The organism is Methylobacterium durans, from assembly GCF_003173715.1.
Lineage (GTDB): Bacteria > Pseudomonadota > Alphaproteobacteria > Rhizobiales > Beijerinckiaceae > Methylobacterium > Methylobacterium durans.
Genome location: NZ_CP029550.1, coordinates 3,910,841 through 3,923,696 on the forward strand (window position 1 = coordinate 3,910,841; position 12,856 = coordinate 3,923,696).

At 71.8% G+C, this 12,856-nt stretch carries 11 protein-coding genes; 5 read left to right on the forward strand and 6 right to left on the reverse strand.

Going from position 1 to position 12,856, the window contains the following annotated elements:
- The first annotated feature begins 3 nt into the window (after positions 1–3).
- Positions 4–642, forward strand: a complete 639-nt coding sequence (locus DK389_RS17890; RefSeq protein ID WP_236960152.1) for a hypothetical protein — start codon at positions 4–6, stop codon at positions 640–642.
- A 76-nt stretch (positions 643–718) separates the two neighbouring features.
- On the opposite strand, the gene DK389_RS17895 is transcribed toward DK389_RS17890, so the two are convergent.
- From DK389_RS17895 to DK389_RS17910, 4 genes are all read right to left on the reverse strand, one after another.
- Positions 719–2,290, reverse strand: a complete 1,572-nt coding sequence (locus DK389_RS17895) for a glucosamine inositolphosphorylceramide transferase family protein (RefSeq protein WP_109891553.1) — start codon at positions 2,288–2,290, stop codon at positions 719–721.
- A 98-nt stretch (positions 2,291–2,388) separates the two neighbouring features.
- A complete protein-coding gene (locus DK389_RS17900) occupies positions 2,389–3,552 on the reverse strand; it encodes an acyltransferase family protein (RefSeq protein ID WP_109891554.1) in 1,164 nt (387 codons plus the stop codon).
- Positions 3,549–4,823 (reverse strand): glycoside hydrolase family 5 protein, encoded by a 1,275-nt coding sequence (locus DK389_RS17905; RefSeq protein WP_109891555.1) that lies wholly within the window; start codon positions 4,821–4,823, stop codon positions 3,549–3,551. Before DK389_RS17905 ends, DK389_RS17900 begins: the two co-directional genes overlap by 4 nt.
- Complete coding sequence (locus DK389_RS17910; protein WP_162560713.1) at positions 4,820–6,094, reverse strand: VpsF family polysaccharide biosynthesis protein; 1,275 nt, start codon at positions 6,092–6,094, stop codon at positions 4,820–4,822. The genes DK389_RS17905 and DK389_RS17910 overlap by 4 nt, the downstream gene beginning before the upstream one ends.
- A 297-nt stretch (positions 6,095–6,391) precedes the next feature.
- On the opposite strand from DK389_RS17910, the gene DK389_RS17915 reads away from it, so the two are divergent.
- The 4 genes from DK389_RS17915 to DK389_RS17925 all read left to right on the forward strand — a co-directional run bounded on the left by DK389_RS17915 (position 6,392) and on the right by DK389_RS17925 (position 10,547).
- Positions 6,392–7,534, forward strand: a complete 1,143-nt coding sequence (locus DK389_RS17915; RefSeq protein WP_109891557.1) for a glycosyltransferase family 4 protein — start codon at positions 6,392–6,394, stop codon at positions 7,532–7,534.
- 34 nt (positions 7,535–7,568) lie between these two features.
- Positions 7,569–8,081, forward strand: a complete 513-nt coding sequence (locus DK389_RS34375; RefSeq protein WP_236960154.1) for a class II glutamine amidotransferase domain-containing protein — start codon at positions 7,569–7,571, stop codon at positions 8,079–8,081.
- A gap of 65 nt (positions 8,082–8,146) precedes the next feature.
- Entirely contained in the window at positions 8,147–9,472 is a 1,326-nt protein-coding gene (locus tag DK389_RS17920; RefSeq protein ID WP_236960156.1) for an asparagine synthetase B family protein, read from the forward strand.
- Position 9,473: 1 nt separating this feature from the next.
- Positions 9,474–10,547: a glycosyltransferase gene (locus DK389_RS17925; protein WP_162560714.1), complete on the forward strand. Its 1,074-nt coding sequence runs from the start codon at positions 9,474–9,476 to the stop codon at positions 10,545–10,547.
- Between the two features lie 46 nt (positions 10,548–10,593).
- Here DK389_RS17925 and DK389_RS17930 read toward each other — a convergent pair whose 3' ends face one another.
- Entirely contained in the window at positions 10,594–12,072 is a 1,479-nt protein-coding gene (locus DK389_RS17930; RefSeq protein WP_109891559.1) for a lipopolysaccharide biosynthesis protein, read from the reverse strand.
- Complete coding sequence (locus tag DK389_RS17935; RefSeq protein ID WP_109891560.1) at positions 12,069–12,851, reverse strand: WecB/TagA/CpsF family glycosyltransferase; 783 nt, start codon at positions 12,849–12,851, stop codon at positions 12,069–12,071. The genes DK389_RS17930 and DK389_RS17935 overlap by 4 nt, the downstream gene beginning before the upstream one ends.
- Between the last annotated feature and the right edge of the window lie 5 nt (positions 12,852–12,856).

The window sequence follows — 12,856 nt, forward strand, 5'->3', positions numbered from 1 at the left end:
CGCATGACGAGAGCCAGAAGGGACGCGAAGACCATGAAGGGCCTGCCCATCGCCGCGCTCGCGGCCGCTGCGATCCTCGTGCCCGGCGCCGCCTCGGCGCAGGCCGGGTCCGGCAAGCCGGCGAATCTCTGCAAGGAACTCGTCGCCTACGTTCATCCGCCCGCACCGCCGCCGGCCGCGGCTGCGCCGGCCGGTCAGCCGGCCGCTCCGGGCGGTCAGCCTGCTGCGGCGTCCGGTCAGTCTGCTGCGCCAGGCGGTCAGCCGGCCCCTGCGGTGCAGGCGCCGCAGCCCGGTCAGCCGTCTGCCGGTGCCTCGCCGGCCGCCGGCGAGACGCAGCAGAAATCCGGGCTCAGCGGGCCGGTCCCGCAATCCGGACCCGGCGCGGCCGGTCCCCAGGGCACCGCCCAGGCCGAGGCGAAGCCCGCCGCTCCGCCCCCCGCCGCGCCCGCGACGCCCGCGCCGCCGCCGCCCCTGAAGCCGACGCCGGAGATGATCGAGCGCGTCGACGCGGCGGCCCGCGACAACAATATCGCCGCCTGCCGCGACGCCGCCCGCCAGATGCGGGTGGCCGGCATCCCGATGCCCGCGCCCCTTCTCGCCCTCTCGGCGCTCGACCTGAAATTTTTCGAGGGCGTCCAGTAGGCTCCGCGCGAGGATGGCCGCACGAAGTGCGCGGTCCTGGCCTCGCGATCGGACGCCCGCACGAGCGCGGTGATCGTCACATCACCACGTCGATCACTTCGCAGCCCTGACCGAAGTTCAGCGTGTGCAGGCCGAGCCCGGGGAGCGGCGTCCGCGGCTCGATCGTCGTGACCCGCGTCTGGCCGTACGCCTCGGCCGAGAGTCGGTCGACCGTGCAGAGCGACAGCGCGCCCCCGTAGCTCCGGGAGCAATCCTGCGCCGGGCGCCAGAGCTTGCCGTCCATCCGGAACAGGTTGCCCGCCGGGCGCGCCGAGGTGGCATCGACGAGCGCCGGTTCGCGTGGCGCGGGCGTCCAGGGACCGCGGAGTTCAGGCGCGGTGAACAGGCGGAGCGTGTCGTTCCGCGAGCCCTGCCGCTCCCGGATTGCGGCGAACATCCACCACGTCCCGTCCTGCCGATGCAGGGTCGCGTCGGAGGCGTCGAGCCCGTCCACGAGAACCGCCACCTTCTCCCAGATGTCGGGCAGCCGCACCGCCCGGTAGAGGCAGATCTGGCCGCTGTTGCAGCTCTCCGGGATCATCCAGGCGGTGCCGTCATGCTCGACGATGTGCGGGTAGGAGAGGTGGTGCGCCTCCTCCAGCACGGGTCGCAATCGCGAGATGCGGCCCGCTTCGTCGAGCGTCCCCACCGAGATGATGCCCTTCTGCGTGTCGAAGGGAAATTCCTCGACGAAGACGTAGGTCGTGCCCTCGGCGTGGAGGAGGAAGGGATCGGCGTAGAAGCGGCGCCCGTCGTCGGGCAGGAGATGGTAGCCGTCCGCCGGAAATTTTAGGGTGCGCGCGAGCAGATCCTCGCTCCGGGCGCGGCGCGATCCGACGCGCCAGCGCGGTGCGTCCCGCGTGATCTTGGTCAGCCAGCGCGTGACCTTCGCCTGCGCCGCCCGCGCCGCGAAGGCGGTGAGCTCGCTGTTGCCGAGGGCACGAAGGCTCGGAGCGGTGCCGCCCGCTTCCGGCGCGGGCCCGTCGCGCAGAGCCCTCAGGCAGAGGCCGAGGAGCGTGCAGAAGGCGTTGTTCAGCCGCTCCGTGAGCACCGGCCGGCCCGCGATCTCAGGCCGCGCCACCTCCGCTCGGGCGGACCCGTCGATCGTCAGGGTGAGGAGGGCGGGTTCCATCACGCGTTCCAGCAGGACATTCTCCGAGGCCGCGCCGTCGAAGAGCGGGCGCAGGACCGCGCCGCCCACCTGCGAGGCCGATCCGGACAGATCCAGCACGAGATCGGAGGGATCGGATGCGCGCGCGAGCGGGACGGCATGGCGGATCGCCGCGGCTGCGAGCGGCTCCGCCGCCTGCTCGCCGCGCAGGCGGAACACGAGGCGTTCGAGGTCGAGGAGCAGGCGCAGGCCCGCGGGCAGGGGAGGGCCCGCCGGGGAGAGATCGACGGCGACGTGGTAGCGGCCGGTCGCGTCGATCTCCGCGAGCAGCCACAGGTGCCAGCGCCAAATCCGGTTCGGATCGAGGCGCACGACGAGCCGACCGCGCGGAGGGCTTCCGTTCGCAGGCGCGGCGCCGACGCTCTCGCCCGGCTCAGCCGCCCGTCCGGCCGTGCCGTTCCCGCCATCCTCCCCGAACAACTCCTCTCGCGACATCATCCATCCCCTCGGGCGTCGATGGCCCCGGTCTGTCGCCGCTTCTTCATCGAGCCCTTGTCCAAGTTCAGCCCCTCCGTGGCCGCGGCCGAGACGTGTCCTCACACCGCGCCTCGGTTCAGGACCGGTTCGGAAGCCGGATCCGCGCCACGATCCTCCTGCGCGGTCACGTGCGAGCCGAACCGCCGCCGCAGGGCGAAGAACGGCCGCTCGACGAAGCGATACGACAGTTCGGCGAAGCCGAAGGAGAGAAGCCAGCCGACGCTCATCGCGGCCGCGAAATGCCAACCGTGCCCCGGGACGAGCGCTTCCCCGGCCGTCAGCCCCGCGAGGTGCCAGAGGTAGAGCGCGTAGGAGAGCCGTCCGATGCAAAGGGCGACGGGACTTTCGAGCAGTGCCTTGAGGCCGTTCCAGCCGGGCGAGACGCTGCCCGCGAGCACCAGTGGCACGAGGGCGATCTCCTGGATCGTGTAGCGCAGCGTGTTCCGGAACAGCTCGTCGCGGATCAGGAGGCTCGCCAGGATCGCGCAGAGGGCGGCCACGACGATAGCGGGCCGCGTCGCGGCCGCGACGAGGCGCGCGCCCTGGGGCGAGCGCCAGGCGAGCGCGGTGACGGCACCGAACAGGATGGCGTCGATCCGGCACTCGGTTGCCATGCCGGTATAGGCGGTGGCGATCTCGGGATAGGCCAGGCAGACGACGATGCGTACGACGAGCGAGAGCGCGCAGAGCGCGAGCAGGGCCGGCACCGCGAGGGCGCGGCGGGCGAGGAGGAGCGGCAGCAGCAGCGGGTAGACGAGGTAGAAATGCTCCTCGACGGCGAGCGACCAGAGCTGCCCGCCGAGGCCCGCCATCAACTCCCTGTGGAAGATCGACAGGTAGTTCGCGAGGTAGGCGAGCGCGCCGAGCACCCCGAGGGGATGCAGCGCGTTGCCCGCGGCGAGCCAGACGCCCCCCGAGATGGCGATGAACACGACGAGGGGTGGATAGAGCCTCAGGAAGCGCCGCATGTAGAACGGCCAGATCGCGATGCCGCCGGTGCGCGCCCGCTCCTCGAGGAGCAAACTCGTGATCAGGAAGCCGCTGACGAAGAAGAAGATCGTCACCCCGAAGACGCCCGGGATCACGCCCTGAAGCCCGGAATGCGAGGCCATGACGAGGAGGATGCTGACGGCGCGGAAGCCGTCGAGCCCCGGGATGCGCAGGCTCGTCTCGCGGCCCGCGAGCGGAATGGCGCGCCGGTCCGGTATGCGGGTCGCGATCATTGCGGCGCTCCTGCCCTGGTCTCGGGATCGGCCTTGAGCCCGAGCGCCCGCAAGGTCGTGCGGTCGAGGATGCTGCCGCCGTCCTCGGCGACGAGCGACATCCCGCCATAGCCGCCGAGCGCCCACAGCGCCCAGCCGAACGAGCGCTGTTCGGCAAGCTCGCGGATGTCGCGCAGCCACGTCTCGTAGGAGAGCGGGTCGGAGGCGCGATAGCGCCCGTAGGTCCGGGTCGCGCCGAACTCGCCGAGGAAGATCCTGTCCGCCGGGACGGCGTTGCGCCGAGCCCAATCCGCGACCTGATCGAAGGCCTGCACGATGCTGGCGCGGCCGAACCCTTCGGCGATGTAGGCTCGCGCCTGCGCCTGCGCCTCCCGCAGCGCCGCGCGGCGCCGGCCCGGGCCGAGGCTCGCGTCGCCCTCGACGTTGGCGCGCACCACGTCGAGGACGAGCGGGGCCGGCACGCTCGCGGCGGGGTAGGGCATCTCGGACAGGTAGCGCCACATCTCGGACCCCTTCGAATCCGAGACAACGCCCTGATGGGTGAAGGGGTAGGGCTCGTAATAGTGGAACGAGTAGAGCACGCGGCTGCCGCGGAACGGCGTGGTATCGAGCGCCATCAGCCCGAAGCGGTCGCCGCCATGGGCGCCCGTCAGGACGACGAGGAGGTCGGGCGCGACCGCGCGGACGGTGGCGTGCAGGCGCTCGCACATCGTCTGCCAGCGCCGGATCGAGGTCTGGTCGTAACCGTAGGGCGGCTCGTTCATCAGCTCGAAGGCGACCGACGCGCTCCCGAGCCCGCCGAGGAGGCGCGCCGTGCGCCGCACGAGCTCGACGTAGCGCAGGAAGACCGGGTCCTCCGTCGAGCGCAGCCAGTTGACGGGGTCGTAGCGCGGCACCTGGGTGTTGGGGTGGAGATCGACGACGACGGCGAGACCGGCCGCGAGGAAGCGCCGCACGGTGTCCGAGAGGCGCGCGTCGAGCGCGTCCCGGGCCGGTCCCTCCAGTTGCAGGAAGGGCCCGGGATCGAGCGTGAGGCGGACGAAGTCGAAACCCGCGGCCGCGACGTTGCGGATCACCGCCTCCGGCAGCTCGTAGGTCGGGCCCGAGAAGGGGTCGGCGGCGTAGCGGGCACGGTCCGCGGGATCGAGCCGGCCCCAGTTCAGCATCGTATGGACGCCGACCCCACGCCGGAACGCCTGCTCGGGGGACGCGGATTGCGCCGCCGGAATCACGCCCGCGAGGAGGAGGAGGACGAGCAGCAGCGCCCTCATGGCCGGGACCTCGCCGTGCGGCGGACCGGGCCCGGCTCCGGGCCGGAATGGAACGCGATCGCGAGGGACAGGAGCAGGAACACCGAGGCCGTCTTGCTCGACAGCCCGTTGTTGCTGAGCGCCGCCGCGAAGAAGATCACCGTTCCGAGTACGACGCCGCCCAGCCCGCCGCCGCGCAGGATCGTCATCACGAGGCGGCCGAGCATCAGCGCGAAGACGGCCGCGCCGATCAACCCGAACTGGACGACGAGGACGACGACCGAGCTCTCGATGTAGGGCAGCTTGAACTTCTCCCAGGCGAGCTTGCGCACCGCGCCGATGTCGCCGCCGAGGAGCAACTCGTTCCAGGACAGATACGAGAGCACGCCGTAGACGTCGACGCGGGCCCTGGCATTGCCGTCCGCCATCCCTTCCGAGAAGCGGTCGAGGGCGCCGGCCGCGACGAGCCCGCCGAGGAGGAGTGGCCCGAGAAGCAGGACGCCGAGCACGACGAGGATCCGCCGTTCTCCGCGGCGCTGCGCCGGTGTCCCGGCGCCGACGCCCGCGACGAGCAGGATGACCGCGCTGACGCTCGCGAGCAGCGTCGCGGTGCGCGCGCCCGACGCGACGCAGCCGACGAGCAGCAGGGCGCAGGCCGCGACGCGCCGCCGGCCGGGCCAGGGGGCAGCGGCGGCGAAGCCGATGCCGGCCGCGCACCACATGCCGAGTTCCAGCGGGTGTGCGGAGAGGCCGGTCGGCCGGAACACCGCCTCGCTCTCGACGAAGGGCATCGTGCGGAAGCGGAGCAGGAACTCGACGATGCCGAGTGCCGCCGAGGCGAGAAGGTAGCTGACCAGGGCCTGCCCGAGGGCGCGCCGCCAGGGGGCCGGGAAGGCGAACATCAGCGCCAGGGTCGCCAGGGTCACGTAGGTGTCGAGGACGTAGCCGACCGACGCGCTCCGGCCCGTCGCCGCCGCGAAGACGAGGAGCCCGATGCAGGCGGCGCAGAAGGCGAGCAGCGCCCGCACCACCCGCACCTCCCAGGCCGTGAGGTAGATCCGCTGCGTGACGAGGACGATCGCTCCGACCGCCAGGAACCCCCAGAAGGTCGGGTGGATCTTCTCGACGATCGAGCCGCCTTCCTCGGTGTAGTTCATCACGAGGTCGAGGAGCAGTGGATTGAGCACCACGCGGGCCAGGACGAGGGCCGCGAATGCCAGGAACAGGGCCGACAGAAGCGGCGTCGCCCGCGTCCGGTACGGTACAAGGCCAGCCGAACTGATGGCGCTCACCGCTTCGCCCTCACCCTCACTCCGCATCGTGTTCCTGCCCGGTAACACGACAGAAACAGGGAGAGGTTAAGACTTCCCGCTTATCCACAGTTCAGAACCCTCCTCCGCGAAAAGCGATTATTATGCTTCCATATCTTTAGATTGAAGGCGCACGATCCGCGAGCATACTCATTCCGGTGAACGAAAACATTTCTTTGCCCGAACGCCGCATAATCTTAGGACGGAGATGAACGTCGTGCTGCCCATCGAATCGATCCGACAGGTCGCGACCCTTGCGCCGTCCGGGGAGGCGCGCGCATGAGCCGGCGCCTGCGCGTCCTCTGCGTGACGCCGACCGGCCCGGCAGGGCGCGGCGGCATCGACCGTCTCTACAGCTACCTGCGGGTCGGCGGGGCGCCGTGCTGGAACGGCATCGACCTGCGCTTCGTGGCCTCGCGCGGGCGGATTGAGGGCGCCCTTTGGCCGCTCGCCTTTCCCCTGCATGTGGCGGCGATCGCCTGGCTCCTCGTCCGCTTCCGGCCGGACATCGTGCATATCAACTTCGCCAACCGCGGCAGCGGCTGGCGCAAATACGCGATCCTGCGGCTCGCCAAGCTCGCGGGCGCGCGCGTGGCAGCCCATCTTCACGACAGCGTGCCGGAGGAGAGCATCCGAGACCGGACGCTCGAAGGGCGCCTGTTCCTGGCGATCTGCCAGCGCGTCGACCGGCTGATCGTGCTCGGGCGCGCCACCGCCGACCGCGTCGCCCGCCACGGCGTGAGGCCGGAGCGGATCCGCGTCCTTCTCAACGGCAGCCCGGATTTCGCCGGGCAGGTCGTGCTGCCGAAGCGGCGGGCTCCCGGGGCGCCGGTCGAGATCCTGCTCGCAGGCCGGGTCGGCCAGCGCAAGGGTGCCGACATCCTGATCGAATCCCTCGCCCACCTCGCGCGCAGAGGGATCACCGGCTGGCGCTGCACCGTCGCGGGGGACGGCGACGTCGAGACCTACGCGGCGCTCGCGCGCGACAGGGGCCTCGGCGATCGGATCCGCTTCACCGGCTGGCTCGGCTCGGAGGCCGTGCAGGCGCTGATGGTCGAGGCCGACATCGTAGTGCTGCCGTCAATGACGGAGGCGCTGCCCCTCAGCCTGATCGAGGGCGCCTGCGCGGGGACGGCGCTGCTTGCAACCGATGTGAGCAACACGCCCGAGATCGTCCTCGACGGCGTGAACGGGCAACTCCTGCCCCGCGAGCCGGCCGCTTTCGCCGACGCCATCGCCGATCTGATCGCCGACGTGGACGGGTTGGCCGCGATGCAGTTGGCCTCACGCCGCCATTTCCTCGATGGCTTCACCATCGCTGCCTTCGAGGCGGGCCTGTGCCAGATCTACACGGATCTGGCCGCCGATGCCGGCACGCGAACTGCACCGTCGACGCAACTTATGTTAGGCGATCGCGCGTAGCCACGCGCGCTGACCAGAAGCGGGACGGAACGGCATGTGCGGCATCGTGGGCTGGATGGTCGAAGCGTCGCGGGCGCCCGGCGAGGCGGCGCTCGCCGCCCTCGCCGACGACATCCGGCACCGCGGCCCGGACGGCTCCGGGCTCTGGCGGATACTGACGGCCAGCGGGCGCCACGAGATCGCCTTCGGCCACCGCCGCCTTTCGATCATCGATCTCGGCGGCGGCCATCAGCCGATGGTGTCGGGCGACGGCACCGTCACGGTCACCTTCAACGGCGAGATCTACAATTACGTGGAGCTGCGGGACGAGCTGCGTGCCCGCGGACACACGTTCCGGACCGAATCCGACACTGAGGTGCTGATCGAGGCCTACCGCGCCTGGGGTGAGGATTGCGTGCCCCGCTTTCGCGGCATGTTCGCCTTCGCCCTGTTCGACCGGGCGCGCCAGAGCGTGCTGATCGCCCGCGACGCCTTCGGCAAGAAGCCGCTCTTCCTCGCGGAGACGCCCGGGGGATCGCCTTCGGCTCGGAGATCCCGGCGCTTCTGAGCCTCCCCGGCACGGACCGGCGGCTCGACTGGGACGCGCTCGACGCCTACCTCGTCGACCGCTACGTGCCGGGCCCCTCGACCTTCTTCGCCGGCATCCGCAAAGTGCCGCCGGGCTGCCTCGGAATCTGGCGCGAGGGGCAGCTCGAGCTCCGCCGCTACTTCACCCCGCCCTTCGCTGAGACCGCGCCGGACGTCACCGATTTCGGCGAGGCGGTGCGCCTGTTCGAGGCCGGCTTCGACGAGGCGGTGCGCATCCGCATGCGCAGCGACGCGCCCTTCGGCGCCTTCCTGTCGGGCGGCCTCGATTCCTCGGCCGTCGTTGCCGCGATGGCCCGCCACGCCCGCGGCCGCCTGAAGACCTTCTCGGTCGGATTCGCGGAGGCCGCCTATTCCGAGCTCGACCACGCCCGCACGGTCGCGGAACTCTTCGACACGGATCACGCCGAATGCGTGATCACGCCCGAGGATTTCCTGGCGGCCTGGCCCGACGCGCTGGCGCATCGCGGCGCGCCGGTCACCGAGACCTCGGACATCCCGATCCTGCTCCTCGCTCGTGCGGCGAGCGCCAGCGTGAAGATGGTGCTGACCGGCGAGGGCTCGGACGAGCTGCTCGCCGGCTACCCGAAGCACCGGGCGGAGCGCTGGCTCGCCCTCTACCAATCCCTGGTTCCGGGCGTCGTGCACGACCGCGTAGTCCATCCGGCGGTGGGCGCGATGCCCTACGGCGCCCGGAGGGTGAAGGTGCTCGCCAACGCGCTCGGCGAGCGCGACCGGACGGCGCGGATGCGGCGCTGGTTCGGCGGCGTCTCCTCGGCCGAGCGCGCGGCGCTGACGGGCCGGGCCGTCGCCGCCCAGATCGACGCCTTCCCGTTCTCGATCGCGACGGGCTCGGGCGTGCGGCGCACGCAGTTCTACGATCAGACCTCCTATCTGCCCGACAACCTTTTGGAGCGCGGCGACCGCATGATGATGGCCGCCGGCATCGAGGGACGCATGCCGTTCATGGATGTCGAACTCGCCCGCCTCGTCGCGCGCTTCCCGGACCGCTTTCTCGTCGGCCACCCGAAGGGCAAGGCGGTCCTGCGGGCCGCCACCGCCCGGATGCTGCCGGCCTCGATCCTGAACCGGAAGAAGGTGGGCTTCACCGTGCCGACCGGCCTGTGGTTCCGCGGCCCGATGCGCGAGCGCCTCTCCGATCTCCTCCTGTCCGGTGCGTCCGAGACCCGGCGAATCCTGCGCGCACCGGAGATCGACCGCCTCGTCGCCGAGCATCTCGACGGCCGCCGCGATCACCAGAAGGTGCTGTGGTCGCTGGCCAACCTCGAACTCTTCCTGCGCACCTTCCGGCCCGACCTCGGCGCCGGCCTGCCCGAGACGCGAGTCGCCTGAGGTGGCGCAGGTCCGCTCCGTCGCGATCTACGTCCCCTGCCTCCAGGCGGGCGGCGCGGAGCGCGTCGCCGCCGTGCTGGCGACCGGGCTCCACAGGGCGGGCGTCGCCACGACGCTGATCGTCGATGCGGAGCGGCCGGAGAACCGCGGCTTCGTCGCAGCCGGCGTTACGATGGTGGTGCTCGGCGGCGGCCACGCGGACAACACGCGCCGGCTCGCCCGCTGGCTGCGCGCCAACGGGCCGGACATCGCGATGGCGATCGACGCGCCGGCGAGCGTGAAGCTCGCCGCCGCGAAGATGCTCGCCCGCGGACGCACCCGGATCGTGCTCTCCTATCACGGGCACGCGGGCATCGTGCGCGGGCGGCTCGGCAACGCGGCCTTCCGGCTCGCCTTCCTGCTCACCCGCTTCGCGGACCGCACCGTCTGCGTCTCGGAGGGGCTGGCGCGGCGCCTCGTCGAGGATTGGCGCGCGAGCGCCGCGCGGATCGAGAGCATCCCGAATCCGATCCCGGTGGAGCACGCCCACGCGGCGGCCGACGCGGCCGACCTCGCCACGCGCCCGCCCACGATCGTCGCCGTCGGCCGTCTCGTGCCCGAGAAGGGCTATGACAGCCTCATCCGCGCCCTGACGCTCCTGCCCGGCGACGTGCGCCTCACCATCCTCGGCGACGGGCCCGAGCGGCCCGCCCTGCAGCGCGCCGCGGACGAGGCGGGCGTGGCGGGTCAGGTTAGCCTGCCCGGCTTCGCCGAGCCCTGGCCCGCCTACGGCGCGGCGCGGGTCTTCGCCCTGTCCTCGATCAGCGAATCGTTCGGCAACGTCGTGGTCGAGGCGCTGGCCTCCGGGCTCCCCGTCGTCGCGACCGATTGCGGCGGCCCCGGCGAGATCCTCGACCGCGGGCGCTACGGCACGCTGGTGCCGGTCGGCGATTCCGCGGCGCTGGCTGCCGGCCTCGGCGCGGCGCTCGCCGACCCGGGCGATCCGGCCTTTCGCGTGGCGCGCGCCGCGAGCTACGCCGTGCCGCAGATCGTGGAGCGCTACCTCGACCTGTTCGAGCGCGTGATCGCCGGCTAGGGACGGCCTGAGCCGTCCCCCAACCCTCGTCGGGCGCGTCGGCGGCTCAGGGCTTCTGCAGCGCCGGTTCCAGCACCATCGGCCGCGGCTGCGGCGCGACAGCGGCCCACGGCGTCTCGATGGTCCGGCGGATCGACACGCCGATCAGGCTGAGCGCGGCCGCGTAGACCGCGACGAAGGCGAGCGTGCTGGCGAGGAGCTCGATCAGCGGCCCGGCGGGCTCGACGTAGCCCCGCACCGTGACGAGGGCGAGGCTCGCGCAGGCGTTCGCGAGGGCGATCTTGCCGAGCATCCCCCAGGGCAGGCGCACGGGCAGGATGCGCGCTGTGACGACGGCCGTCGTCAGGGCCGCGATCCCCGAGCCGACCGCGAAGGAGATGCCGGCCCCAACGATGCCGAGGCGCGGCACGAGCAGGAAGCAGGCGCAGAGGCCGAAGATCGCGGGCGGCAGCATCGCAACGGGCTGCAGCCAGGTCCGCTTGGCGAGGTGGAAGGCGTTGTCGAAGATGAAGTACTTGACGAACAGCGCCAGCGAGCCGAACGCGATCCAGGGCAGGAGCAGCGCGGCCTCGGCGTGATAATCCGCCGGCAGCGCGATCGTCAGCAGCGGCTCGGTGAGCAGGATCAGCCCCATCGCGATCGCGCTGCCGACCGTGATCAGCGTCGCCAGCAATCCCGCCTGCGCGGTCCCGGCGGCCTCCGGCCCCTCGTGCTCGTAGATCTTCACGAGGTGCGGGAAGGCGTAGTTGTTCAGGGGGCCGATGAACAGCTCGATCGGCTGGCGCCCCAGCGAGTAGGCGGCGGCGAGGACGGCGACCGCGTGCGGCCCGAGCAGGAAATCCACGATGTAGCGGTCGAAGTAGCCGAGCGCGTAGACGAGGATCTGCGCCACCATGATCGGCAGGCCGAAGGCCAGGGCAGCGCCGTACCCGGCCCGCGCCCGGCGCGGCCGCGAGACCTTGCCGAGCGCCTGCCAGATCCCGACGAGGCCAGCCAGCGCGGTCGCCGCCGAGAGGGCGAGGGCGGCGTTGAGGAAGGTCGGCTCGAGGAGCAGCATTGCCCCGCTCGTGGCCGCGAAGGTTCCGCCCGCGCGCAGCGCCTCGACGGCGGCGTAGGCCGAGTGCTTGCGCTGCACCTGCAGCAGCATCAACGAGAGGCGCAAGGGCGCGAAGGCCAGGATCATCGCCGCGACCGCAACCGCGAAGGCGAGCGACTGGTCCTGGCGCAGCAGGCCGCTCGCGGCCGCGAGCAGGAAGGCGAGGGTAGTGGTGACGACCGTCAGCAGGAGCAGCCGCCCGAGGCGGTGCGGCCGCATCGTCGCGCTCGCGCCCTCGCTGCGCAGGGCGAAGATCCGCACCCAGTTGCAGAGCGCCATGTCGAAGATCTCGCCGGTCGTGACGACGAGAACGAAGAGGCCGTACTCGCCCATCGGCATCAGCCTGGTGAGCACGAGCAGCAGCAGGAACATCAGCGCCCGCGGCGCGAGATTCGCCAGGAAGTAGAGGGCGTAGGCCGAGCGGCTCATCGCCCGCGCCCCCGCCCGACGGGGCCCGCCGTCTGCGGCGCCACGAGGCGACGGGCGGCCTCGCCGAGGAGGAGCCCGGCGAAGACGGCGTTGGTCTTGAGGTAGCGGCCGGCGAGCCGGCGGGGCTCCTGAGCGAGGCGGTAGAACCATTCCGCGCCGAGCGCCTGGACGCGCCGCGGCGCCCGCTGCACGCGGCCCGACACGACGTCGAAGGAGCCGCCGACGCCCATCAGGAAGGGCACGTTCAGCGCGTCGCGGTGCCGGCGCATGAAGCGCTCCTTGTGGGGGGTCGGCAGCGCGATGAACAGGCAATGGGCGCCGCTCATCTCGATCTGGCGGCAGATCTCGGCCTCCTGCTCCGGCCGGAAATAGCCGTGGTGGTAGCCGGCAAGCTGGAGGCCCGGATGCCGCTGCGTGAGGGCGCGCGCCGTGTCGGCGACGACGTCGGGCCGTGCCCCGAGGAGATAAGGGCGCAGGCCCTCCTCGGCGCAGGCCGCGATCAGGCTCTCGAACAGGTCGATGCCCGCGACCCGCGCGACATCCCGCTGGCCGAGGAGGCGCAGCGCCAGCACGATGCCGGCTCCGTCGATCCCGATGAGGTCGCTGTCGCGGATGTCGCGGTCGAGCTCGGGGTCGCGCCGGGCGTTGACGAGCTTGGCGACGTTCAGCGCCACGTGCTGGCAGCGCGGGGCCTCGCCGCGCATGGCGGCGAGCGCCCGCCCGAGGGTGGCCTCATAGCTGAGGATGTCGACGGGGAGTCCGAGAAGTTCGACGCGCATCGGCT

What these genes read in the sequence shown, in the direction of transcription:
- DK389_RS17915 (WP_109891557.1), top strand. Translation starts at nt 6,392, where the DNA reads ATGAGCCGGCGCCTGCGCGTCCTCTGCGTGACGCCGACCGGCCCGGCA.
- DK389_RS17890 (WP_236960152.1), top strand. Translation starts at nt 4, where the DNA reads ATGACGAGAGCCAGAAGGGACGCGAAGACCATGAAGGGCCTGCCCATC.
- DK389_RS17905 (WP_109891555.1), bottom strand. Translation starts at nt 4,823, where the DNA reads ATGAGGGCGCTGCTGCTCGTCCTCCTCCTCCTCGCGGGCGTGATTCCG.
- DK389_RS34375 (WP_236960154.1), top strand. Translation starts at nt 7,569, where the DNA reads ATGTGCGGCATCGTGGGCTGGATGGTCGAAGCGTCGCGGGCGCCCGGC.
- DK389_RS17895 (WP_109891553.1), bottom strand. Translation starts at nt 2,290, where the DNA reads ATGATGTCGCGAGAGGAGTTGTTCGGGGAGGATGGCGGGAACGGCACG.
- DK389_RS17935 (WP_109891560.1), bottom strand. Translation starts at nt 12,851, where the DNA reads ATGCGCGTCGAACTTCTCGGACTCCCCGTCGACATCCTCAGCTATGAG.
- DK389_RS17900 (WP_109891554.1), bottom strand. Translation starts at nt 3,552, where the DNA reads ATGATCGCGACCCGCATACCGGACCGGCGCGCCATTCCGCTCGCGGGC.
- DK389_RS17930 (WP_109891559.1), bottom strand. Translation starts at nt 12,072, where the DNA reads ATGAGCCGCTCGGCCTACGCCCTCTACTTCCTGGCGAATCTCGCGCCG.